Here is a 24,293-nt window from a genome sequence, read left to right on the forward strand (position 1 = left end):
AGTTGATTCGATGAGTCGTAAAGTTGCATTGATTACCGGTGCCGCCAGCGGCATCGGCCAGGCCCTCGCGGTGGCGTACGCCCGCAGCGGCGTGGCGGTGGTGGGTGGGTATTACCCGGCCGATCCCCATGACCCGCATCACACGGTTGCGCTGGTGGAAGAGGCGGGCGGTGAATGCCTGATGTTGCCGCTGGACGTGGGCGATACAACCTCTGTGGATAACCTGGCGGCGCAGGCGGTCCAGCACTTCGGTCGCCTCGATTACGCGGTGGCCAACGCCGGTTTGTTACGCCGTGCGCCACTGCTGGAAATGACCGACGAGCTGTGGAACGAGATGCTCAACGTCGACCTGACCGGGGTGATGCGCACCTTCCGGGCGGCAACCCGGCACATGCATGAAGGCGGTGCGCTGGTGGCGATTTCGTCGATTGCCGGTGGCGTGTATGGCTGGCAGGAGCACGCGCACTATGCGGCGGCCAAGGCCGGTGTGCCGGGGTTGTGTCGGTCGCTGGCGGTGGAATTGGCGCCGTTGGGGATTCGTTGCAACGCGGTGATTCCGGGGTTGATCGAGACGCCGCAGTCGCTGGACGCGAAGAACTCCCTCGGGCCGGAAGGGCTGGCGAAAGCGGCGCGGGCGATTCCGTTGGGCCGGGTCGGGCGGGCGGATGAAGTGGCGTCCCTGGTGCGGTTCTTGACCAGTGAGGAGTCGAGCTACCTGACCGGGCAGAGCATTGTGATTGATGGTGGCTTGACCGTGCGCTGGCCGGACTAACCCCCAGTTTTAAGCCGGACTCGCTCCAAATGTGGGAGCGGGCTTGCTCGCGAATGCGGTGGATCAGTTCCGCATGTATTGGCTGGCACTCCGCTTTCGCGAGCAAGCCCGCTCCCACATTTTTGACCGCGTTCGCCGTTTGATTATTTCAGGAGTTCACCATGCCCCAACTCGCTAACCGCCGTGCCGTGATCACCGGCGCCGGCAGCGGCATCGGCGCCGCCATCGCCCGTGCCTACGCCGTCGAAGGCGCGCGCCTGTTGCTGGCCGACCGCGATGCCGCCACCCTCGCCGAAACCGCCATCACCTGCCGCAACCTCGGCGCCGAAGTCCTCGAGTGCGTGGCCGATGTCGGTACCGTCGACGGCGCCCGGGCCAGCGTCGATGCCTGCGTCACCCACTACGGCGGCATCGACATCTTGGTCAACAACGCCGGCATGCTGACCCAGGCCCGTTGCGTCGACCTGACCCTGGACATGTGGAACGACATGCTGCGCGTCGACCTCACCAGCGTGTTCGTCGCCAGCCAGCGCGCCTTGCCTCACATGATCGCCCAGCGCTGGGGCCGGATCATCAATGTCGCCTCGCAACTGGGGATCAAGGGCGGCGCCGAGTTGACGCACTATGCGGCGGCCAAGGCCGGCGTGATCGGTTTCACTAAATCCCTGGCCCTGGAAGTGGCCAAGGACAACGTACTGGTCAACGCTATCGCACCCGGGCCTATCGAAACGCCATTGGTAGGCGGCATCAGCGACACCTGGAAACGCGCCAAGGCCGCCGAGCTGCCCCTGGGTCGTTTCGGCCTGGCGGACGAAGTCGCACCGACTGCCGTGCTGCTGGCCAGCGAGCCGGGCGGCAATCTGTTCGTCGGCCAGACCCTTGGCCCGAACTCCGGCGACGTCATGCCATGAGCGGGTACTAAGCATGTGCGGACTTTGCGGCCTGCTGGGCGAAGACCTGCACTGGAGCGATCCCTTGGGCGATGAATTGCCGCGCCGACGCGAACGTCTGCGCCGAATCGCGGCGATCAACCAGGTGCTGGCGGTGTTCCGGCTCAAGGTCGAAGACTTCCAGGGCGCGTCCTATCTGCTGCTGGGCGCCACCGGCAAACAGGAACTGGCCAGCGGCCTGGATCAATTGTGGCGGGCGGCAGAGACCATGCTCGGTCGACCGCTGGACCCGTTGGACCCGCGCCTGCTCGATCATCTGGAACTGTAGGAGCCCGGCTTGTCGGCGATGGCGTCCTTGATATCGCCATCGCCGGCAAGCCGGACTCCTGCAGGGGCATCATTGAGGTAGAACTATGAGCATCGCGCTAAACGTCATCACCGGCTTCCTCGGCAGCGGCAAGACCACCTTGCTCAAGCGCCTGCTGCAAGGTGAAAGCCTCGGCGACACGGCGTTGCTGATCAATGAGTTCGGCGACGTCGGCATCGACCACCTGCTGGTGGAGGAAGTCGCGCCGGACACGGTGCTGCTGCCCAGCGGCTGCGTGTGCTGTTCGATTCGCGGCGAGTTGAAAGACGCCTTGCTCGGCCTGTTGCAGCGTCGTGAGCGGGGTGAGATTCCGGCTTTCAAGCGGGTGATCCTGGAAACCACCGGCCTGGCCGACCCGGCGCCAATCCTCGCGACCTTGAACAACGACGTGCAACTGCGCGGGCGCTTTCATATCGGCCTGGTGGTGACGCTGGTGGACGCCAGCCACGCCGCTTTGCAAGAGCGCCTGCACCCGGAATGGCTGGCGCAAGTGGCCGCTGCCGATCGCCTGCTGTTGAGCAAGACCGACCTCGTCGAAGACTGTGGCCCGTTGCGCTTGCACTTGCAGGCACTGAGCGCCGGTACGCCGATCCTCAATACCTGCGATATCGACAGCGGTGAACAACTGCTGCTTGGCGAAGGCCTGCGCAGTGCCGAGCCCGCTGCAGAAGTCAGCCGCTGGAAACTCCATCAAACCACCGCCGCCAACCACGGCGCTGCGCAAGTCTGTTGCCTGACCTTCGATCAGCCACTGGATTGGGTCGGTTTCGGGGTCTGGTTATCGATGCTGTTAAGATGCCACGGCGAACGTATTCTTCGCGTCAAAGGACTGCTCAACGTGAACGCCAGTAACGCTCCCATCGTCATTCATGGCGTGCAGCATTGCCTGCATGCCCCGGTTCACCTGCCTGCCTGGCCGGGGACCGATCGGCAATCGCGCCTGGTGTTTATCCTGCGCGGGCTCGACCCGGCTCTGCTGCGGCGCTCCTTTGAAGTGTTCTCCAGAAGGTTCCCCGCATGATCACGCTTCGCGTCCTCGGCACCTCGGTGACCTTGCTCGAAACCTTGCGTGTGCGAGCGGAAAAAGAGCTGGGCATTCGCCTGGTGTACCAGGTGCATGATGTCGAGCAGGCCCAGCGCATTGCGGTGATGCAACCTGACAGCTACGACCTCTACGACCAGTGGTTTCACAACGTCGACTTCGTGTGGCCGGCGCGGGCGATCCAGCCGATCGACACCCGGCGCATTGCGCTGTGGCACGAGATCAACGACCTGCCCAAGCGCGGACGCTTGTCCGCCAACGACCGTCTGGGCAGCGGCAGTGTGCCCAGCGAGCGCCTCTTCGTGCAGCACGACGGCAGCCTCGGCAGCACCGTCACCGAACGCATCAGCATGCTGCCCCTGACCCACAACGCCGACAGTTTCGCCTACCGCCCCGAGCGCTTGCCCGAAGGGTTCAACCGCGCCAACGAGAGTTGGGGCTGGTTGCTGGACCCGGCCTGGGGCGCACGCACTGCGTTGCAGAGCGACGCCGCCATCGGCGCCCTCGACGCGGCGCTGGCCGTGCAAGGCGCGGGCCTCGCGAGCTTCAAGGACATCGGCAACATGAGCATCGAAGAGATCGATGTACTGGCCGATATCCTGGTGCGTAAACAGAAGGAAGGCCACTTCGCGGCGTTCTGGTCCGATGACGAGGAAGCCGCGCAACTGATGCTCAGCCCGAGCATCGATATCCAGAGCCTGTGGTCACCGACCCTGATGCGCCTGCATCGGGCCGGGGTCAAATACCGCCTGGCGGTGCCCCGTGAAGGCTATCGCGCCTGGTTCGGCGGGTTGTCGCTGTCGCGCCATGCCAAGGGCCCGGTGCTGGATGCGGCCTATGCCTACCTCAACTGGTGGCTGTCCGGCTGGCCGGGTGCGGTGATGGCGCGCCAGGGTTATTACATCGGCAACCCGGCTCGCAGCCGTGATCACCTGAGCAGTGCCGAATGGGACTACTGGTACGCCGGGCTGCCCGCTCGGGAAGAGCTGTTGGGCAGCGATGGCTTGCCGCTGATCGATGTGGGTGACGTGCGCGACGGCGGTTCCTATGAACAGCGCATGGGGCATATCGCGGTGTGGAACTCGGTGATGGATGAGCACAACTATCTCGTGCGGCGTTGGGGGGACTTCATGCGGGCGCGAGCGTCGTAACGGCAGCCTGTCGCCAAATTAATGACATATAAACTCCCGTATTTATTGGGTGCACTTCTTCTCTTGCGCAGCTAATCTGGATAATTCAAATATCCCTGTAAAAAGGATATTTATTTGACGCCGGTTCAGCTATCGCGAGGGACGCGTATGACGAAGGGACGTTTCGGCTGGAGGGGGCAGGCGCTGCCAGAGGGCAACAGAATGAGGTGGCGCCATACGTTTCAAACCCGGATTGCCGGGGTGCTGGCGCTGCTGTTGCTGGTGGTCGTGGCGGCGGTGTATTTCGCGGTGAAGACCGCCACCAATCGCGCCGTGGAAAACCAGGCCCAGGTGCAGCTGGAAACCGGCAGCCAGGTGTTCGAACGCCTGCTCGACCTGCGTGGCCGGCGCCTGCAATACGGCTTGAACTGGCTGACGGCGGACCTGCCGTTTCGCCAGGCTGTCGCCGATGGCGAACCCGACGCGATTCTCGCGACCCTGCGCCGGCATGGTACCGGCCTGAGTTCCAGCGAGGTATTTGTGCTGGGGCTCGACGGCCGCGTGATGGTCAGCACGTTACCGGCGCTGACGTCCGGCCAGGCCTTTCCCTATAACGATGCCTTGCGCCAGGCCCGGCGCAGCGGCCTGCAAATGTTGATCGTGGCCCTGGATGGCCGGCCTTTCCTGCTGGTGCAACAGGAAGTCGTCGACCCCGCACCGATCGCCCGTGTCGCCATGGGCTTTCCGATGGACGAAATCTTTGCCAGTGAATTGCGCTCCATGAGCAACCTGGAAGTGTCGTTCATCAGCGCGCAGCATGGTCAGCCCGGCGAATTGTTCAGTACTCAGCCCGAGGCGCTACAGGCGTCGATTGCCAGCAACCTGCAGGGCGCGTACATCACTCCGGTGGCGCAATTGAACCTGTTCCACGGCCAGCGCTATCTCAGCCAGGTGCTGCCGTTGGGCAACACGGCAGACGGTGGCGAGGTCCGGGTGCTGCTGCAAAGCCCGCTGGACCACGCCCTTGAATCCTTCGCGCCGCTGGACCGGCAATTTCTCGCGATCGCCCTGGTGGTGCTGCTGGTGTCGCTCGCGGGTGCGTTGTTTCTGGCGCGGCGGGTTTCACGCCCACTCAATGCGTTGGTGCAGGCGGCCGAACGCATCGGGGCCGGTGACTACCGCACACCGGTACAGGTGCGCAGCCACGATGAATTCGGCCTGCTGGCCCAGGCCTTCAACGCCATGCAAACCGGGATCGCGGTACGCGAGCGACAACTGGCCCACAACGCCTTGCACGACCCGCTTACCGGCCTGCCCAACCGCGCGCTGGCCATGGAACGCCTGGGCAGCGCCATCAGCGCCGGCCGGCCCGTGGTGTTGCTGTACCTGGGGATTGAAAATTACCGGGTGATCAACGAAGGCTACGGCCCGGAAGGCGTGGAAGAAATGCTCCGCGAAGCCAGCCGCTGCCTGCTGTCGAGCCTGTCGGCCAGCGACACCGCCGCGCGCATCACCGGCAGCGAGTTTTTGCTGCTGCTGGAAAACACCGCGATCGACCGCGCGGTGGCCCTGGCTGACCGCTTGTATGGGCTGCTCACCGAACCCCAGCGCATTGGTGGCGATGAATTGCGCCACGAAGTGAGCATCGGCATCGCCGCCTACCCGGCCGACGGCCAGCAGGTTGAAGAGCTGATCAGCCGCGCCGCGATTGCCCGCCACGATGCGGCAGCGTTCCCGGGTTACTTACAGATCTACCAGCAGGACCGCGACCTCGCCCATCAACGCCAGATCAGCCTGATTCGTGACCTGCGCCGGGCGCCGACGGAGGGCGAGTTGTACCTGTGTTACCAGCCCAAGCTCGACCTGCACCATGGCCATGTGCGCCAGGCCGAAGCGCTGTTGCGCTGGCAGCACCCGACCCTGGGCCTGGTGTCGCCGGCCGAGTTCATTCCCCTGGCCGAGCGCACCGGCAGCATGGGCAGCCTGACCCAGTGGGTGATCGAAGAAGCCATTCGCCAACTGGCCGAGTGGGCGGTACGCGGGTTGGAGGTGCAGTTGTCGGTGAACATCTCGGTGGATGACCTGGCCGATGACGGCCTGGCCCTGCGGGTGACCGAGTTGCTGGCGCACTACCGGGTATCGGCCCGGCAGCTGATTTTCGAAATCACCGAAAGCGCGATCATGCACAACCCGGCCCAGGCCCTCAGCGTGCTGGAGCAACTGCGCGCTTGTGGCATCAGCCTCTCGGTGGATGACTTCGGCACCGGCTATTCATCCCTGGCGCAACTGCAACGCCTGCCGGTGCAGGAATTGAAGATCGACCAGTCGTTTGTGCGCAACCTCGACAGCACTTCCGGCGACGGCGTGATCGTGCGCTCGACCATCGAAATGAGCCACAACCTGGGGCTCAAGGTGGTGGCCGAAGGGGTGGAATTCGAGCCCAGCCTCAAGCTGCTCAAGCTCTGGAAGTGCGACACGGCCCAGGGCTATCTGATCAGCCGGCCGTTGAATGCCATGGCGTTTGAGATGTGGATGCGCCGCGAGCGGGTGCCGGTCTAGGGCGTCGGTGGCTGCACCGACGCCGGTCTTTCAGTGTTCCTCCGTTGCATCGACCAGGCTTTGCAACCGTTCCCACAAGCCTTCGACGTGGTGGCGCTCCGTCCCCAGCGCGCCAATGGACACGCGTACCATCCAGCGCTCGTCGAGCACGGCGGGGGTGACGTAGGCGCTGCCTGAATGGTTGAGCTTTTCCGCCCAGGCCCGGGTGTAGGTATCCAGCGCCTCACCATCAAGGCCTGGTGGCTCGTGGCGAATGCACAAGGTTTGCAGGGTGACGGCGGCTACCAGTTTCCAGTGTTTGCTGCCTTCAATCTGTTCTGCCAGCCAGCGGGCATTCGCCAGGTCACGCCGCAGCCGGGCCTGCAGGCCGCTGACGCCTTGCTCGCGGATCAGGAACCACAGCTTCAGCGCGCGGAACCGGCTGCCCAGGGAGATCCGCCAGTCGCGGTAGTTCCTGACCTGGCCGTCAGCCTTGGACTGTAGATAGCTGGGGTTGGTGGTCATGATGCGAATCAAGTGCTCGGGGTCGCGTACAAAGTACACCGAGCAATCAAACGCTGCCCCCAGCCATTTGTGAGGGTTGAGGACCAGCGAGTCGGCGTTCTCGATGCCGTGCCACAGTGCGCGGCATTCCGGGAGGATCATCGCGGCCCCGGCCATGGCTGAGTCGACATGCAACCACAGGCCGTGGCGTTGCGTCAGGGCGCCGATGGCTTCCAGGGGGTCGATGGCCATGGCTGCCGTTGTGCCGGTGGTCGCAATCACCACACAGGGTCTGTTCCCGGCAGCCAGGTCTTGTTCGATTGCCCGCTCCAATGCATGCGGTGACATTGCATTGTGTTCGTCGGTTGCCACGGTACGGATATTGTTCTGGCCGAACCCCGCCAGGATCGCGGCCTTGTTCACTGAACTATGGGCGTGGGCCGAGGTGTAGACGATCAAGGGGGCGCCGCTGTTTTGCAGGCCATCGTGCATCAGCGCGTAGTGGGAGCTGCGTTCGCGGGCGCTGATCAGCGCCACCAGGGTGGAGGTCGAGGCCGAGTCCTGGATCACTCCGCTCCAGTTGGCGCTCAGGCCGATCATGTCGCGCAGCCAATCGGTGGTGACTTCCTCGATTTCGGTCAGGGCCGGGCTCGATTGCCACGACAATCCCACCACGCCCAGGCCGGTACTCAAGCAATCGCCGAGGACGGAGGACAGTTCCACATTCGACGGGAAGAACCCGAAGAAACTTGGATGCTGCCAATGCAACAGACCGGGCATGATCAGTGTTTCGACGTCGCCCATGATCTGTTCGAACGGTTCGGCTGTCTCAGGCGGGCTGGCCGGCAATGCGGACCTGATTTCTCCCGGGGCCGTGGTGGGTTGCACACCGCGTTGCTCGATGTTTTGTCGATAGTCTGCAATCAGGTCGATCATGGCGTGGCCATGTCGGCGGAATTCTTCAGGTGTCATATCAGGGTGTCCGTCAGGAAGAGAAATAAAGGCGTTAGCACCAGAAGTAAAACGGCTGGCCAGTGGTATAGCCGATAAACGACTGGATGCTGATGCGCTTGCCTGAATCGAAACCGCAAATGGCATGGGGACGGCGAGTATTGATAATCACCAGTTCGTTTTTCTGCGGCTGGATGCGCAGCGGTTTTTGCAAACGATCTTCGGGCAGTTCCGCCCCTTCGAAACGGATGACCTCGTCGTAGGTAAACGCCTCGGTATCCCAAATGACCAGTTCACCTCCGGAAGGTGGTACTTCGAGGTAAATATTCGCGCTGAATTGATGTTCCAGTTCGGCAATCGACAAGGGCAGGCAATCGACATGGGGGACTGTTTCGGAGAGGTGGGCTGTCTCCGGGAACATGGCGCGGATAATGCCGCAGAACATCGGCTGGCCCTGGAACGCCGCGGTTGTCGCGCCTTCTGGCCACACCTGCCGGATATGCTCCATCAGTAGATGGATGGGTGGTTTGCGCGGGGCACAGAGGTCATCGATCACGCAGCGCATGTGGGTGGCGTCTGCGTAGTATTTCTGTTGCGAATAGCTGTCTGCGGCCTTGCCGTAGGTGGAGTTGAACGGTGTTCCCCAGCGATGGACACCATAGAAATGCTGGACAACTTTTCCGTGCTCATAGGTCTCGTGGTTATATTCCTGGAGCGTCGCCGTTTCGTTGATATGTTTATTTAGTACTTCGCTGGTTTGTTCATTCGCGTAGTCAGGTACCCGGATGGCAAGTATTTCTCCGCGAATAAGTTTTTCCAGGCTGAGTGTGTCGAGTTGCTCGAGCGCCAGGATCCCGGGCGCCTGGCTATGCGGGACTGCAGGTATTGATTCAACGCTGTTGAGGTCCGTCATGATGAAAACTCCATGTTAGTTACAGCACGTCATATAGATAACGTTTGTTTGGCTGGGGATTTACTGGCGACAGTGAGCGTCGGATGGCGCAGGGCCAAAGTTGAGGGAAAGACTTTTGGGGAGGTATAGGACTTTTCCGAGTAAACTTTTAAATACATCGGCGCTATCGGATCGCTTTATTTCACGCATAAAAAAAGGCGGCTACCCACTTAGGTAGCCGCCTTTTTCTTACTGCCGGTTTTGCTTAATCCGGCAGTTTGAACGCCATCACATAGTCACCCTGCTTGGTGCCCAGGGAACCATGACCGCCGGCCATGACCAGCACGTACTGCTTGCCGTCCTTGCCGGTGTAGGTCATTGGTGTGGTTTGCGCGCCTGCTGGCAGGCGGCCTTCCCACAACTGCTTGCCGTTTTTCACGTCATAGGCACGCAGGTACTGGTCAAGGGTACCGCTGAGGAAGGACACGCCACCGGCGGTGGTGAAAGTCCCGCCCAGGCTTGGCACGCCCATGGTCAGTGGAATCGGAACCGGCGAGCTGTCACGCACGGTGCCGTTCTTGTGCATCCAGATGGTCTGGTGGTTGGTCAGGTCGACCGCGGCCACATAACCCCACGCCGGCGCCTGGCACGGCAGGCCCAGTGGCGACAGCATGGCTTCGAGGATCACACCGTACGGCGCGCCTTTGTTTGGCTGCACGCCTTCGGTTTCGCTGACCCGTGGGCCTTGCTTGGCAATATCGGCAGCCGGGATCAGTTTCGATTTGAACGCCATGTAGCTTGGGTTCACGAACGCGATCTGGCGAACCGGGTCGACGGAAATGCCACCCCAGTCGAACACGCCGAAGTTACCTGGGTAAACGATCGAGCCCTGCAGCGACGGCGGGGTGAACGGACCGTCGTAGCGCATGGATTTGAAGTCAATCCGGCACAGCATCTGGTCGAACGGCGTCACGCCCCACATGTCGCGCTCCTTGAGGGGCGGTGGCATGAAGTTCAGGTCGGACTTCGGTTGGGTCGGTGCGGTGTGATCGCCGGCCACTGCGCCTTGCGGTACAGGGATTTCATTGATCGGCACTACAGGCTGACCGTTCGAGCGGTCGATCACGTAGATGCTGCCTTGCTTGGTCGACGCCATCACCGCTTGCTTCACGCCGTCAGCGGTCTTGATGTCGATCAGCGAAGGCTGGCCGCCCACGTCCATGTCCCACAGGTCATGGTGAGTGAACTGGAAGGTCCACTTCACGTGGCCGCTGTCGATGTCCAGGGCAGTCAGGCCGGCGCTGTACTTCTCGGAGTCCGGAGTCCGGTCGCCGCCGTACTGGTCGGGCATCTGGTTACCCATCGGCAGGTAGAGCATGCCGAGTTTTTCGTCCACCGCGAACATCGACCACATGTTTGGCGAGTTGCGGGTGTAAGTCTTGCCCTCGGCCAACGGGGTGGTGTCGTCCGGGTTGCCGCTGTCCCAATTCCACACCAGCTTGCCGGTGTGCACGTCGAACGCACGGATCACGCCGCTAGGCTCGTCGGTGGAGACGTTGTCGGTCACGTGACCGCCGATTACCACCAGGTTCTTGGTGACGGCCGGTGGCGAGGTGGAGTAGTAACCGCCCGGGGCGAAGGTGCCGATGTTGGCACGCAAGTCGATCTGGCCTTTGTCACCGAAGTCTTCGCACATCTTGCCGGTGTCGGCGTTCAGGGCGATCAGACGGGTGTCGGCGGTAGGGACGAAGATGCGTTTCGGGCAGGCATTCGGCGCGGCGGCCGGGCTGGCGCTGCCAGTCGGGCTCTGTTCCGAGGCATAGACCGCGTCATCGTGATACGACACGCCACGGCAGGTCATGTGCGCCCAACCCTTGAAGTTGGCAGCACCTTCGCTGCTGATCTTCGGGTCGAAACGCCAGATTTCCTTGCCGGTGTCCGGGTCCAGGGCAATCACCTGGCTGTGGGGCGTGCACACGTAGAGCATGCCGTTGACTTTCAGCGGGGTGTTTTCCGCGGTGGTTTCACCGGGATCGCCTGGGCCAGGGATGTCGCCAGTACGGAAGGTCCAGGCTGGAACCAGCTTGTGGGCGTTTTCCGGAGTGATCTGTGCGAGTGGCGAGTAACGATCACCGAAGGCCGAACGGCCATAGGAGTTCCAGTCACCATCAGCCTGGGCTGGCGCAGTGCTGGCCATGCCCGGTACCGCATCGCGGTCCAGCTGGCCTTTCTTGACCATGGCGCCCGGGTCGGTGAATTGGCTGGCCAATGCAGCGGCGCCGGCCAGTACCACCGCGACGCTCAGCGCGCCAGTGCCCAGCGGCGAGGCTTGGCCACGCAGCAACGGACGGCGGAACCACGGGAGCAGCATGACGATGCCGAGGGCAAACAGCAGGGCCAGGCGCGGTACCAGTTGCCACCAGTCCAGGCCGACTTCCCACAGCGCCCATACGGTGCTGGCAAACAGCACCAGTGCGTACAAGCCCAGCGCCGCACGGCGTGTTGCCAGCAGCAACAGGCCTGTGACGGTGATGCCGAGACCGGCCAGCAGGTAATACAGCGACCCGCCGAGCATGCTCAGCTTGATCCCCCCGGCCAACAAGGCCAGGCCCATTATCAGCAGCAAGATCCCCAGCAGCCTGGGCAGCAGGCGACTTGGACTTGAAGCACCATCAGTGCTCATAGTGTGGTTCTCCGTTACGTTTTGAATTGATTGCGCACAGTTCACTGTAGATGACGTTCCGGCGCAGGCTTGGTTCAGGGCTAATTCGTTTTCTTCAGAATTTACTTACAACGTCAGAATGAGCTTTGCAGCTTGATCCCGCCGATGAGCGCGTCATCCACCTGGGCCACGGCTCCGGGGTGACGGATGTATTGCAGGTTCGGGCGCACCGTCAGCCACTGGGTGACATGGATGCCGTAATAGAGCTCAGCGCTGTATTCCGTGTGTTGAATCGGCAGGTAGGACGGGTCATCGAAGTCGTATACCGCGTGGGCCTGGTTGCTTGCCTCGGCATTCTTGCGGTAGGCCGGGTTGACGTGCACCCGGGCCACGGCGAAACCGATATCGTCCTTGGCGCGGGCGTCGAACAGGCCCTTGTAGACCACGCCGGCTTGCACGTAGTTATCCACAGCGTTGGTTTTCTTGTCGTGCATCGTGCCGTTGGCGAACACGTTCAAGCCCCGCGAATGGTCGCTGGCCAGGCTGGTGACTTGCTGCTGCACCCCCAGCCACACCCCGTGCTTGCTGGAGGCGCTGCGATAGGCCTCGCCGCTGAGGGCTGCCGGCTGGTCGTTGCGGTCTTTATACACATCGCTGGCCTTGGCGCTGCTGTAGTAGTAGCCGGCGCGGTATTCGCCGGGCAGGCCGTTCAGCGTAGGCGTCCACACCAGCTCAACCGGGAGCAGGGCGCCTTGGGTGCCGCTGCCGCTGAGCTTGAAGCCGTTGCCGCGATCGAGGTTGGACGGGTTCTGTTCGTAGGCGCCGACCTGGGCGTACAACTCGGGCGTCAGGTGATATTTGACCCGCAACGCCCACTGGCTCACCGGCCAGTTGTACCAGATGCTGCCAACCCAGTTACCGACCTGCGAGCCGCAGAATGCGAGGTTCTGGAAGTCGCAGGGGAAGCTGTTGAAGTCTTCACCTTCGCCAAAGCGCCCGGCCTTGACGTCGAGCTTTTGGTCGAAGAATTTCTGCTGGTACCACATCTGCGTCAGGCGCCAGGTCTGGCCACGGCCCCAGACTTCCTGGGACGAGGTAAAACCGCCCACACGCGGATCGTTGACCCGGTCATTGGTGATGTTGTTGCCGCTGCGCTCGGTTACCGTCAACTGGAACTCGGCGTCGTGCCAGCCGAGGATCTTCTGCAGATCCAGGTGCGTGCCCAGGCCGAATTGGTCGCTGTAGCGCGCAGTGCGGTCGTGATCCGAGCCGCCGTGCAGGTTGCTGCCCATTTCGCCGGTGTAGTCGAATTTGAAGTCGTAGCCTTGTTGAGACAGCGCTGTCCGAGCGCCGCCGAAATCACCCAGCATCCACGGTGATTCAGCGTCAAAGGCAGGTGCGGCCTGGGCACAGTTGATCAGGCCGAACGGTAACAGCGCAGCGCACAGGCGCAGGTTTGGGAAAGCAGGCATAGGCAAAATGGGGTCTTAATATTTTATGGTTTTGAAACGCAAACAGCGGCCTGGCGCGTTCGCACAAGGGCGTTGAACACGGGCGGTCGATGGTTTGGTGGAATGATGAAACGTTTCAGTTTGTTGCTGACAAGGATAAAGCCCTGGCGCGGGGAGAGAAAGGGCTAAACGGAAGATGGATTCTTTCGGATTTGGTAATAGTGCGCTGGATCGTCGGATTTGGTAGCAATCTGTGCGTTGGTTTGTGTTTGAGGGCGTGGTTATCTGCGTCACCAAAACAGATGGGGGGTCGACATGGAAGGCGACGACAACGTGGGTGAGGCAAAGGCCGTAACAGCCGGGGAACTAGTCATTATTCTCGGTCAGTATCACAGTGCAATTGCTAGGCTCGGCTCCGGCATCATTAGCTTGTCCGGTGCGCTCAAACATAGTGAAGACGTGGATGTAAAACAGGCGGCAGATGAAGCATGGGTGAAGCTGAATGAGTTTATCGACTGCATGGAAGGTGTAGCTGATGGACTGAATGCTTTGACCCAAAAGAAGGAGGCCTGAAATGGCGAATGACCTCAAGGATAATGTGAGCTATCTTCGCCAGGAGTACCGTCAAGGTTCGTCATCAGGCTACGACCGCAAAGGCGGCGCAGGCGGTGGGGGCAACGGAGGAGAAAACGATTTGGAAAAGCGTATTTCACAAGTTGAGGCAAGATTGGAGCGCGTCGAGACGAAGCTGGATGGCATGCAGGAGCACATGGCCACCAAGTCCGATCTGATGCAGACCAAAATCGACCTGCTCGAAGCAACCTCCAGGTTGGATCTCTCAATCGCCAATTTCAGAACGGATATGCAATCGTTGGAAACCCGCCTGCTGAAATGGTTTGTCGGAACAGCTGGCGCCTTGTCTGCCATCGCCTTTGGCGTCGCCCGACTCGTCCACTGACGTTTTCCGTTCGAAGCCCGGCTTCCCGCCGGGCTTTCTGGTTTTTAAGCCAACTTCGCCAAACACTCTTCAAGAATATCCAGCCCTTCCTCCAGCACCGCCGCTTCAATCGTCAACGGCGCCAGCAGGCGGATGATATGCCGCGATTTGCCGCTGGGCATCAGCAACAAACCCGCCTCGCGGGCCAGTGCCAGCAGCTGGGTCAGTTGTTGTGGCGCCGGGCTGCCGTCGGCGTTGGCCAGTTCGATGCCACGCATGGCGCCCACGCCGGTCAAGCGGCCGAGGTAGGGGGAGAGCCTTTTCGAACACCATGATTCATAGCGACTGACGATCGCTTCTTCCTGCTGAGTGCCCCAACCTTGCAGGTGCTCGTCCGTCATTTCATCCAGGGTGGCCAAGGCCGCCGCGCAGGCAATCGGGTTACCGGAGTAGGTGCCGCCGAGGCCGCCTTTGGGCAGGTTGTCGAGCAATGTCTTGCGACCCACCACCGCACCCAACGGCACACCGCCGGCGATGCTTTTGCCCAGCAGGATCAGGTCCGGTTCGATGCCCAGGCGTGAGAAGGCGAAGCGCTGGCCGGTGCGGCCGAAGCCGGACTGGATTTCATCGGCAATCAACAGGATGTTTTTCTCATCGCAGAAGCGTCGCAGGGCCTGGGCAAATTCCACGTCCAGCGCCAGGAAACCACCTTCGCCCTGCACGGGTTCGATGATGAAACAGGCCACGTCGTCGACGTCGATTTCCACGCTGAACAGGCGGTCCATCGCCTTGAGTGCTTCGCCGCAGGTCACGCCGTTGTCGCGGCTGGGGTAGGGCAGGTGGAACACCGGCCCCGGCAATACGCCGACTTTTTGCTTGTATGGCGCCACCTTGCCATTGAGGTTGAGCGTCGCCAGCGTGCGCCCGTGAAACGCACCGTCAAAGGCGATGACGGCGGTGCGGCCAGTGGCGCCGCGGACAATTTTCAGGGCGTTTTCCGCCGCTTCCGCGCCACTGTTGGTGAGCATGCCACTGACCGGGTAATCCACCGGGATGAATGCGGTAAGACGGTCCATCAGTTCGATGTAGGGCGCGTGAGGCGCGGCATTGAAGGCGTAGTGGGTGAGCCTGGTGGCCTGGTCGCGGATCGCCTCCACCACACGCGGGTGGCAGTGGCCCAGGTTGAGCACGCCGATGCCGCCGACGAAATCGATGAAGCGCTTGCCGGTGGTGTCCCAGACTTCGGCGTTCCGGCCATGGCTGAGGCTGATGGGGTGGACGATGGAAATCGATTGGCTGATGGTTTCGCGGCTCATGGATCCGGGACTCAAGAATAGGATGCGTCCTTTTATCTAAGCCGTGAGCCGCCTTGCCCCGCAAACGAAATAAAGTCGCCGGGTCATTATTAAAAGTCGGGATGTGCTATGGCGAGGGAGCAAGCTCCCTCGCCACATCCACCATCCAGTTCAGGAACGCCTTCACTTTCGGGATCTCCCCGGCATGCTCGGCATGGGCGATAAAGTGCGCGCCGGCACTCGGCATTCTGTAATCCCAGGGGATCATCAGGCTGGCGTTCGCCAATTCCTCGGCCACCAGATACTGTGGCACCAACGCCACGCCGTACCCCGATTGCGCGGCGCGGATGCACATGTAGAACGTGTCGAAACGCGGCCCGTGGTAGCTGTTTTGCGAGTGCAGGCCCTGTTCCAGAAACCACTCGTGCCAGGCTTCCGGGCGCGAGGTGCATTGCAGCAAGGTGTGGCGGGACGAGGCGTCGCTGCCAGCGGCAACAAACCCGGGGGCACAGACCGGCACCACGGCTTCGCGAAACAACTCGATGCAAGTTGCCCCCGGCCACGCTCCCTGGCCGAAGAAAAACGCGATATCCGCCTTGGCCTGCAACACGTCGAACGGCTCCAGTTCGTTGCGCACGTCCAGATGGATATTGGGATGGCGCGCGGCAAAATCCTTGAGCTTGGGCACCAGCCAGCGGTCACCGAAGGTCGGCTGGGTGGCGATGCGCAGCACTTCGGTCTCGCCACCGTAAGTGAGGATGTAGCGGCTGGAAATATCCACCTGGTTGAGGATCTTGCGTACTTCCTCCAGGTACAGCGAGCCCGCCGGCGACAGGTACAAACGCTGGCGCACTCGCTGGAACAGCGGGTGGCAGAGCATCTCTTCGAGCTGTGCCACCTGCTTGCTCACCGCGCTCTGGGTCAGGTGCAGTTCTTCGGCAGCGCGGGTGAAACTCAGGTGGCGGGCGGCGGCTTCGAAGCACTGCAGGGCGGTCATCGAAGGGGTCAAGCGTTTCGAGATCATGAGAAGTTCATTCCAAATCGGAAGGAGCCTTTGCCTAAACGTCGTTTGTGGCCAAGGTGTAAAGCCGTTGATACTGACCGGCAACACTATAAACGGCGCGGGTTTGTGGCGCCGAATAATAAAGACCGACAGGGAGCGCCTTGCATGAAGCACATGAAATCCACGTTGGCGGCATTCACCGCCGCAGCACTATTGGGGCTGGCCGCAAGCGCACACGCGGGGGCGACCCTGGATGCGATCCAGAAGAAGGGTTTTATCCAGTGTGGGGTCAGTGATGGGTTACCGGGTTTTGGCGTGCCGGACGCCAACGGCAAGATGACCGGCATTGATGTGGACGTGTGCCACGCCGTCGCTGCAGCACTCTTTGGTGATGCGTCGAAGGTGAAGTTCAGCCAGTTGACCGCCAAGGAGCGTTTCACTGCGTTGCAATCCGGCGAGATCGACCTGATTTCCCGCAACACCACCTGGACCAGTTCCCGTGACGCGGGCATGGGCATGGTGTTCACCGGCGTGACCTACTACGACGGCATCGGGTTCCTGGTGAACACCAAGCTCGGTGTGAAGAGCGCCAAGGACCTGGACGGCGCGACCATCTGCATCCAGGCCGGCACCACCACCGAGCTGAACGTCTCGGATTACTTCCGCGCCAACGGCCTGAAGTACACGCCGATTACCTTCGACACTGCTGACGAAAGTGCCAAGGGCCTCGAAGCGGGCCGCTGCGACGTGCTCACCACCGACCAGTCGGGGCTGTACGCCCAGCGGATCAAGATGGCTCACCCGGATGAGTTCGTGGTGTTGCCGGAAGTGATTTCCAAGGAACCATTGGGCCCGCTGGTGCGCAAGGGCGACGACGAGTGGTTCAGCATCGTCAAGTGGACGTTGTTCGCCATGCTCAATGCCGAGGAAATGGGCATCACTTCGCAGAACGTTGAAGAGCAAGCCAAGTCCAGCAAGAACCCGGACGTCGCCCGTTTGCTCGGCGCAGACGGTGACTACGGCAAGGACCTGAAACTGCGCAAGGACTGGGTCGTGCAGATCGTCAAGCAAGTGGGCAACTACAGCGAGGTGTTCGAGCGCAACATCGGCCAGGGCAGCGTGCTGAAGATCAAGCGCGGCCTTAATGCCCTATGGAGCAACGGCGGGATCCAGTACGCGCCGCCGGTTCGCTGAGGTTTCACGAAGAAACCGTGTCCTTGCCCGCCGCCTTGGAGCGATACAACGCCTGATCGGCCCTGGCCATCAGGCAGGCGGGTGACTCATCGTTGCGTCGCTCTACCACGCCGAGGCTCAACGTCACCTTGAAGCTGCCCACGGCGGGCAAGTCCTTGAGCGCACAGCGCATCCGCTCGGCCAATTCCCGCGCGGTCTCCAACGTGCTTTTGGGCACGATGACCATGAATTCATCGCCGCCCCAGCGGGCCAGCAAGTCGCCGTGGCGAATGCAGGCCTCCAGGCATTCCACCACGCGCACCAGGGTTTCATCGCCTACGGCATGGCCGTGCTGATCGTTGATGGGCTTGAAGTCGTCAATGTCCATGGCGATCAGCGACAGCGGCAGGCGAAACCGTTGGGCGCGAGCGCACTCTTCCAGCAGGACGCGTTCAAGGCGGTAACGATTGGCCACGCGAGTCAAGGCGTCGCGTTCGGCCAGGGAGCGATTCTCGTCCAGTTGCAACTGCAGTTGTTGATTGACCCGCGACAGCTCGCGGGTGCGCTCGGCCACCAGGGCTTCAAGGGATTGATTGCGGCGCTCCAGCTGTTCGATGGACTGTTTGCGCGCCTGGATACTGCGGTGGGCGCCGACCATGCGTGCCACCGAGCCGTCGCTGTTACGTGCGATCACGTAGCCGCGGTCTTCGATCCACAGGTAGGAGCCGTCTTTCTTGCGGCAGCGGTATTCGGCTTGATAGTGAGTGGTGCGGCGGTTGATGTAGTTATCAAACAGCACCATCACTTGGGGATAGTCATCGGGATGAATCACGTTTTCCCAGGTGAATACGCTGTTTTCCAGGGAGTGATGGGCATAGCCGAGCATTTCGTACCAGCCGGGGTTGCGGTAGACGAACCCGGTGTTGGCGTTCCAGTCCCAGATCCCGTCGCTGACCAGTTCCATGATGGCATGCAGCATGTCGGCGTTAAGGTCGCAAAAGTCCTTCCTTGACGGTTCGCTGCCGGATGTATCGTCCATTGCGCACTCCCTGCGTGGACTGGCTCCTGGGGCCAGCCAAAATTGATGCCGATACTCCGTGGCTGGCGGTACTGTACAACGGCGCCTTGGCGCTTAGAAGGGGGTCTTTGGTCTAGTGAGAATGTGGCTAAAAGCCACTACTTGCTTGGGTTCAGCTTCTGATCAGGCGCCGCCATCCTGGTCCTGGGCGTCCCATTGGCATTGTGCTGATAAATCGCCTCAGGCTGCCCCTGCCGGTTAAAAAACACCTGCCCGATCCCGGCAGAATTCCAGAGCCGTTCGCCCGCTTCAGCGTGTTCCGGAATATGCGGCACTACCTGCATGAGTCGGCGACGGGTGAACCAGTTCAGCGGTGAGCGCGGTGAGTAGAGCCATCGATTGAGACGGTCGAACCATTCCAGCAAGCGCGGCGGGAATTCGTTCTTGATGCCGCTGCTGGTGATCTGCCAGATTTTTGGACCGGCATTGCGGTGGCGAATCAGCACTTCATAGACGAACGAGTAGTGCACGTCTCCCGAGAGGATCACGTAGTTGCCCGGTGTGCGGGAGTGACGAAAGATGTTGAGGATCACCTGTGCCGCGCCGCGGTGGGCCATCCAGTTTTCCGCGTCCACCAACAGCGGGTAGCCGCACCAGCTGAAGGCCTTCTGCACGGTTTCGATCAGCTTGACGCCGAAGATCGGCGCCGGTGAAACGATGATCGCGCAAGGGTGATCCAGCAGCTCCTGTTGCAGTTCGCTCAGTGCTTCCCAGTCCAGCAGGCCGGAGGGTTGCTTGAGGTTGAACTCGCTGCGCCAGCGCCGGGTACGGGTGTCGAGCACTACCAGTGCGGGGGTGGTGGGCAGCACGTAATGCCATTGCTGGAACTTCAGCAGGTCATCCACCAGCTCATCTTGAGCGTCAGGCTGCAGGTAGTTGTCGTGGGCCTGTGTGGTGAGCGCCAGGGTTTTGCCGATCACCGTATCGAACGCATCCGGGTTATTGCCCCAGCCCTGGCACAGCATGTAGGCCAGCAGTGCGTTGCCGATGATGCGCTTGGAGAACGGATGCCCGTAGGCGGTTTCTTCCCATTGGGCGCTGAGGTTCCAGTCGTCGGTGATGTCGTGATCATCGAAGATCATCAGGCAGGAGAGGTGGGCGAACACCCTGGCCACGCCACCCAGGCCGTCACGGAACGTGTCGATCTGCACTTGCTCGTGCCCATAGCGTACGTGCCCTTCGGCGCGCAGTTGCGGCGCTTGCGGTGTGATCAGTTGCCACGGTACGGGCGACCACGCCAGCAGGTACATCGCCATGACTTCGGCAAAAGTCACCAGGTGGTTGTCGGCGCTGCTGCTGGTGAAAATAGGCTTCTTCACCCCGCCAAAAAAACGCTCGCGCAGGGTCTCGTTGCTCTTCAGGGCGGGCAACAGGTCGGCTCGATGGTAGTAGCTGGCGGCATGCTCATAAAGCGCGGCGCTGTTGTCGACGACGGCACCGTCGAGGTGTTCATCGAACAGGCCGAGGCGCGTGATCAGCGCATGAATGGCCCGCAGCATCGGCCCCGCGACATCGTCGGCGTAGACCTGGTCGCCACTCATCATCAACAAGGCCGGGCGTTCCTCCAGGGTGTTCGATGCGGCCAGCAGCCGGTCGACACACAGCAAACCGTCGGCTGCGCTGTGATGGGGCTTGCGGCAGGAACCGTGGACCAATTGGTGGATGCGGCTGTGCAGGACGAAATGCGGGCCTTGTGCGCCCGGGTAGAGCAGGTGCGGCGCCCATTCGGCGATACCGGCACGGTTTACCAGCAGGTCGTAGCCTATGCTCACGTCCTGGGGCAGGGCTTCCGCCAGCGGTACGTCGATCAGGTGGATAAAGGCCTGGCGCCCGACGGGCACCACCTTGCATTGGCTGGCGTCCAACTCGATATCGAGCGCCGCGCCTTGGGCGACTTGCAGCCTCAGGGTCAATGCCAGGGGACGACTTCCCACCAGCCACATCACCAGGCGCCGCGGTTCCAGGCGTCGCAGCAACGGGCCGGCGAGTACAGCGGGAAGTGTGTCGGGGTGAGGCATCAAGGCAACGGCTCTGGGCAAGGTTGGGCCGAAAAGGTAACGCATTGAATGTCAGCGTTTTGTTAAGGCGCGATACCCGGGCGAGCCGCAAATTACCCGGCGCCCACTGGCCCGGGCTATAAACCTTTCATCTCAAATCATGACTGCGTGGCGCAGGTCTCGCCTTCGGCAATCATCCAGCGCAGCACTTCGGCCAGGGCCACACTGTGCTGGCGCTCGACCCAGCGCACACCCTGCGGGCTGTACCGTTCGACATAGCGGCTCAGCACCAGGCGGCCCTGCTCCGACGACAGGCTCAGGCGGGTCTCCCGGCAGAGCAGGGCGCTGGTCCCGCGTTTACGAACCTGACGTTGCAGGACCAGTGAGCTTGATTCAGAAATCATCGCCGGCTCCCTGTGCACAATTATCGGCCTGAGGCGACGTCGCCCCCTGCTTGCCCTCCAGCACAAAGGCCGCGCGGTGTTCGGCCACCACGTTACGCAAGGCACTGTAGTAGTCCGGCAGCTTTTGCAGGCTGTCGGTCAGCGGCAGCAACGAGGCGCGCGTGTCCACTGTGCCACCCACCAGGCTGATGGTGCCCAGGGTTTGCACGGTATCGCTGTCGCCCAGCGGCGCCACCAGGAAGTTCAGGACCTTGCCCGCCGCATCGCGGCTGTTGCCGGTGCCCAGCAACGGCAGTTCGACAATCGGCCCGTTGCCAATCCCCCACACGCCAAAGGTCTGGCCGAAGTCGGCGGTGTGGCGAGGGATGCCCAGCGGGTCCGAGACATCGATCAAGCCGACGATCCCCACGGTGGTGTTCACCGCAAAACGTCCCAGGGTGTTGATCGAGCGCCGTGGGTTGCCTTGCAGCAGGTCGTTGATGAAGACCTTGGGCTCGCTGAAGTTGCTGGCGAAGTTATGCACACCCTGCTGGAAAAACTCCGGCATGTATCGGTAGCCTCGGGCTACAGGCGCCAGGGCGTAGTCATCCACCGCGCGGTTGAAGGCGAACACGCCCCGGTTGACTGGTTCGGCGGGGTCATACACCGGGTAGGAAACCTGTGCGCAGCGTGTGGTACTCGTTACGTTGGCCGGGCTCGCGCAGCCTGTGAGGTAAGACACAGTCAGCAACAACACCGCCTGGCGAGCCAGGTGCTGGGGATACGTCAGCGAGCGCATGGGGTCAGTCTCCGGGAAAAGGAAGCCGATGCTGGCAGCCGCAGCTTGCGCAAAGATGTCTGCTTTATTGCGCCGTTGACGCTTTATTGCACGATTGAAATATATGACGGGCCGCGTCGAATGGTTTTAGATGGCGCATCGACAAGACCAAGTGATGCCCATCGGTGAGCCATCTTTTAATCGTGGACGATGACCTCGAGGTCCTCGCCCTGCTGAAGAAATTCTTCCTGCAACATGGCTACACGGTCGAGACCGCCGCCAATGGCGCCGAGCTGTGGGCGGCCATGGAGCGTACACCTGCCGACCTGATCATCCTCGACCTGATGCTGCCGGGGGATAACGGCCTGTTGCTGTGCCAGCGCCTGCGCCAGCAATACGCAACACCGGTGATCATGCTGACCGCCATGGGCGAACTGAGTGATCGCGTGGTGGGCCTGGAAATGGGCGCAGATGATTACCTGAGCAAACCTTTCGATGCCCGTGAATTACTTGCCCGGGTGCGCGCCGTACTGCGTCGGGCGGGTGAAAACCGGCCGACGTTGGGCGACGTGTCGCGCCCGCTGATTCGTTTCGCCGGCTGGCAACTGGACCTGACGCGCCGTGAGTTGCGCTCGCCGGACCAGGTGATGATCCCGTTGTCGTCCGGGGAGTTCGACCTGCTGCTGGTGTTCGTCGAACACCCGCAGCGCGTGCTCACCCGCGAGCAATTGCTGAACCTGGCGCGGGGCCATAGCCACGACGCGTTCGACCGCAGCATCGACGTGCAGGTCAGCCGCCTGCGACGCAAGCTGGAGTTCGACACCAAGCGCCCGGCGATGATTCGTACGGTGCGCAACGGTGGTTACCAGTTCACCGTCGCGGTGACCCGCTCATGAGCCGCTTCAAACCTCGGGACACCGTGGCCCGCTGGATTGCCCTGACCATCCTGATTGCGATGCTCACTGCGCTGGCCTTCAATGCGCTGTTTGTGCAACTGGCTGGCGTTTGGGCCAGGCCGCCGTTGGGTGAAACCGGCCTGTTGGAGAAGGTCGCGGTGATCGTGCGGATGATCGAAGCGGCGGAGCCGTCCCAGCGCGCGCAACTGACTCGGGCAGTGGCCGATGACAGCTTCAATGTGAGTTGGTCGGCCACCCGCACAGGCATTGATGTGCCGGTTCTGGAAGACCCGGGGTTTCACTCCGACCAGGTGTTCAAGCAGCTGCTCAAGGGGCCGGAGCGGCGAATGGAAGCCTACGAACCGTCCGACTGGCCTGGCCCCGGCGGGCGCTATGCGCTGGTGGTGCAGCTGGTGGATGAATCCTGGCTGATGTTCAGCGCGCCGTCGCGCAGCTGGGGCCTGGCGGAAGGCCCGCGAAGCCTGATCGTGCTGATGCTGGTACTGATTTCCACCGCGCTGGTCACGCTGATCGCCACCCGGCGCCTGGCCCGGCCGCTGCAGTATTTCGCCCAGGGTGTGCGACGTTTCGGCGCCGACTTTCGTGCGCCGCCTATCGAGCCGGTCGGCCCCCAGGAAATCCGCCAGGCGATTCTCGCGTTCAACGGCATGCAGGCGCAGTTGCAGCACTTCATCCAGGACCGCACCCAGATGCTCGCCGCGATTTCCCATGACCTGCGTGCGCCGCTGACCCGCCTGCGCCTGCGGGGGGAATTCATCGAAGATGCCGACCAGCAGCACCGCCTGTTCCGGGATGTCGACGAGATGCAGGCGATGATCAACACCGCGCTGGAATTCTTTCGCGACGATGCGCGTCTGGAACAGGCTACCCAACTTGACCTCGCTGAGTTGCTGCAAACGCTGATTGACGATTACCGCGACCAGTCCATCGACATCACCTTCAATGGCCCGCCACGGCTGGTGTATTTCGGTCGCCCGCTGGGGCTCAAGCGAGTGATGACCAACCTGATGGACAATGCGATCCACTACGGGCGGGCGCCGGAAATCGAACTGCAACAGAGTCCGGGCGTGGTGACGATACGGGTACTGGACCGTGGCCCGGGCATCCCGCAGGAGCAGCATGAGCAGGTGTTCCTGCCGTTCTTTCGGCTGGAAGGCTCACGCAATAAAAGTACCGGCGGGGTCGGTTTGGGCCTTTCCACGGCACGGGCGATTGTCCTGGAACACGGTGGAACGCTGACGTTGGAGAATCGCCCGTGTGGCGGGTTGGCCGCCGTGGTGGTGTTGCCGGTTTAGGAAGGCTTAAACCCTCACGGCAAATTGCCTTTTCCCAGATCAGTCAGATTACCGCTATTCGACTGAAAAATTTGCTGGTTGGAGCTGCTACGCGAGGGCTCATCGTTTGGTTTGAGGGCCGGCTGAACAGGTTGGACGGGTTGAGTGGCTTGAGGCGAATGAGTGGGTTGATTGAAGGATTGGATATGGAAAGCGCTGCCAATGATTGGAAAGGACATAGATGTTGGCTCTCATTAGA

Annotated in this window: 21 protein-coding genes; 11 read left to right on the top strand and 10 right to left on the bottom strand. The window is 61.8% G+C overall.

Annotated features, from left to right (window positions below):
* Nucleotides 1-10: 10 nt before the first annotated feature.
* The 6 genes from HX839_RS21090 (at nt 11) to HX839_RS21115 (ending at nt 6,760) form a co-directional block, all read left to right on the top strand.
* The gene (locus HX839_RS21090; RefSeq protein ID WP_003210402.1) at nt 11-772 is read left to right on the top strand and encodes an SDR family NAD(P)-dependent oxidoreductase; all 762 of its coding nucleotides are present in this window, start codon (nt 11-13) and stop codon (nt 770-772) included.
* A 161-nt stretch (nt 773-933) separates the two neighbouring features.
* Complete coding sequence (locus HX839_RS21095) at nt 934-1,683, top strand: SDR family NAD(P)-dependent oxidoreductase (RefSeq protein WP_177020385.1); 750 nt, start codon at nt 934-936, stop codon at nt 1,681-1,683.
* A gap of 13 nt (nt 1,684-1,696) precedes the next feature.
* Nucleotides 1,697-1,990 carry a hypothetical protein gene (locus HX839_RS21100; protein ID WP_087695160.1) on the top strand — a complete coding sequence of 98 codons (294 nt, stop codon included), beginning with the start codon at nt 1,697-1,699 and terminating at the stop codon, nt 1,988-1,990.
* An 85-nt stretch (nt 1,991-2,075) separates the two neighbouring features.
* Nucleotides 2,076-3,050, top strand: a complete 975-nt coding sequence (locus tag HX839_RS21105; protein ID WP_177067650.1) for a GTP-binding protein — start codon at nt 2,076-2,078, stop codon at nt 3,048-3,050.
* Nucleotides 3,047-4,222 (top strand): PotD/PotF family extracellular solute-binding protein, encoded by a 1,176-nt coding sequence (locus HX839_RS21110; RefSeq protein ID WP_177067651.1) that lies wholly within the window; start codon nt 3,047-3,049, stop codon nt 4,220-4,222. Before HX839_RS21105 ends, HX839_RS21110 begins: the two co-directional genes overlap by 4 nt.
* Before the next feature lie 201 nt (nt 4,223-4,423).
* Nucleotides 4,424-6,760 carry a bifunctional diguanylate cyclase/phosphodiesterase gene (locus HX839_RS21115; RefSeq protein WP_177067652.1) on the top strand — a complete coding sequence of 779 codons (2,337 nt, stop codon included), beginning with the start codon at nt 4,424-4,426 and terminating at the stop codon, nt 6,758-6,760.
* Nucleotides 6,761-6,790: 30 nt separating this feature from the next.
* Here HX839_RS21115 and HX839_RS21120 read toward each other — a convergent pair whose 3' ends face one another.
* The 4 genes from HX839_RS21120 to HX839_RS21135 form a co-directional block, all read right to left on the bottom strand.
* Nucleotides 6,791-8,215: a pyridoxal-dependent decarboxylase gene (locus HX839_RS21120; RefSeq protein WP_177067653.1), complete on the bottom strand. Its 1,425-nt coding sequence runs from the start codon at nt 8,213-8,215 to the stop codon at nt 6,791-6,793.
* Nucleotides 8,216-8,249: 34 nt separating this feature from the next.
* Nucleotides 8,250-9,107: a 2OG-Fe(II) oxygenase gene (locus HX839_RS21125; protein ID WP_102368166.1), complete on the bottom strand. Its 858-nt coding sequence runs from the start codon at nt 9,105-9,107 to the stop codon at nt 8,250-8,252.
* Nucleotides 9,108-9,351: 244 nt separating this feature from the next.
* Complete coding sequence (locus tag HX839_RS21130) at nt 9,352-11,769, bottom strand: glucose/quinate/shikimate family membrane-bound PQQ-dependent dehydrogenase (RefSeq protein ID WP_008438499.1); 2,418 nt, start codon at nt 11,767-11,769, stop codon at nt 9,352-9,354.
* Nucleotides 11,770-11,882: 113 nt separating this feature from the next.
* Entirely contained in the window at nt 11,883-13,220 is a 1,338-nt protein-coding gene (locus HX839_RS21135) for a carbohydrate porin (protein ID WP_177067654.1), read from the bottom strand.
* Between the two features lie 294 nt (nt 13,221-13,514).
* Here HX839_RS21135 and HX839_RS21140 point away from each other — a divergent pair, with 294 nt between their 5' ends.
* A complete protein-coding gene (locus HX839_RS21140; protein WP_003210383.1) occupies nt 13,515-13,772 on the top strand; it encodes a hypothetical protein in 258 nt (85 codons plus the stop codon).
* 1 nt (nt 13,773) lies between these two features.
* Nucleotides 13,774-14,157 carry a DUF1640 domain-containing protein gene (locus HX839_RS21145; protein ID WP_003210382.1) on the top strand — a complete coding sequence of 128 codons (384 nt, stop codon included), beginning with the start codon at nt 13,774-13,776 and terminating at the stop codon, nt 14,155-14,157.
* A gap of 44 nt (nt 14,158-14,201) precedes the next feature.
* Here the strand turns inward: HX839_RS21145 and HX839_RS21150 are convergent, their stop codons facing one another.
* Nucleotides 14,202-15,452 carry an aspartate aminotransferase family protein gene (locus HX839_RS21150; RefSeq protein WP_134325788.1) on the bottom strand — a complete coding sequence of 417 codons (1,251 nt, stop codon included), beginning with the start codon at nt 15,450-15,452 and terminating at the stop codon, nt 14,202-14,204.
* 106 nt (nt 15,453-15,558) lie between these two features.
* On the bottom strand, nt 15,559-16,455 hold the full coding sequence (locus HX839_RS21155) for a LysR substrate-binding domain-containing protein (protein ID WP_003210377.1): 897 nt from the start codon (nt 16,453-16,455) through the stop codon (nt 15,559-15,561).
* A 144-nt stretch (nt 16,456-16,599) separates the two neighbouring features.
* Between HX839_RS21155 and HX839_RS21160 the strand changes: the two genes are divergently transcribed.
* Nucleotides 16,600-17,628, top strand: coding sequence for an amino acid ABC transporter substrate-binding protein (locus HX839_RS21160; RefSeq protein ID WP_008438485.1), 1,029 nt, complete (start codon nt 16,600-16,602; stop codon nt 17,626-17,628).
* Between the two features lie 4 nt (nt 17,629-17,632).
* Here HX839_RS21160 and HX839_RS21165 read toward each other — a convergent pair whose 3' ends face one another.
* The 4 genes from HX839_RS21165 to HX839_RS21180 form a co-directional block, all read right to left on the bottom strand.
* A complete protein-coding gene (locus HX839_RS21165; RefSeq protein WP_102605927.1) occupies nt 17,633-18,646 on the bottom strand; it encodes a diguanylate cyclase in 1,014 nt (337 codons plus the stop codon).
* A gap of 137 nt (nt 18,647-18,783) precedes the next feature.
* Nucleotides 18,784-20,703 carry an alkaline phosphatase D family protein gene (locus HX839_RS21170; protein ID WP_177067655.1) on the bottom strand — a complete coding sequence of 640 codons (1,920 nt, stop codon included), beginning with the start codon at nt 20,701-20,703 and terminating at the stop codon, nt 18,784-18,786.
* Between the two features lie 137 nt (nt 20,704-20,840).
* A complete protein-coding gene (locus HX839_RS21175; RefSeq protein WP_003210371.1) occupies nt 20,841-21,086 on the bottom strand; it encodes a hypothetical protein in 246 nt (81 codons plus the stop codon).
* Complete coding sequence (locus HX839_RS21180; RefSeq protein ID WP_003210369.1) at nt 21,076-21,864, bottom strand: VacJ family lipoprotein; 789 nt, start codon at nt 21,862-21,864, stop codon at nt 21,076-21,078. The genes HX839_RS21175 and HX839_RS21180 overlap by 11 nt, the downstream gene beginning before the upstream one ends.
* A gap of 164 nt (nt 21,865-22,028) precedes the next feature.
* Between HX839_RS21180 and HX839_RS21185 the strand changes: the two genes are divergently transcribed.
* Both HX839_RS21185 and HX839_RS21190 read left to right on the top strand, forming a co-directional pair.
* Nucleotides 22,029-22,739 (top strand): response regulator, encoded by a 711-nt coding sequence (locus HX839_RS21185; protein WP_023659139.1) that lies wholly within the window; start codon nt 22,029-22,031, stop codon nt 22,737-22,739.
* A complete protein-coding gene (locus HX839_RS21190) occupies nt 22,736-24,055 on the top strand; it encodes an ATP-binding protein (protein ID WP_102368174.1) in 1,320 nt (439 codons plus the stop codon). Before HX839_RS21185 ends, HX839_RS21190 begins: the two co-directional genes overlap by 4 nt.
* Nucleotides 24,056-24,293 lie beyond the last annotated feature (238 nt).

This window comes from Pseudomonas sp. I8001 (assembly GCF_013385345.1).
In the GTDB taxonomy this organism is placed as follows: domain Bacteria; phylum Pseudomonadota; class Gammaproteobacteria; order Pseudomonadales; family Pseudomonadaceae; genus Aquipseudomonas.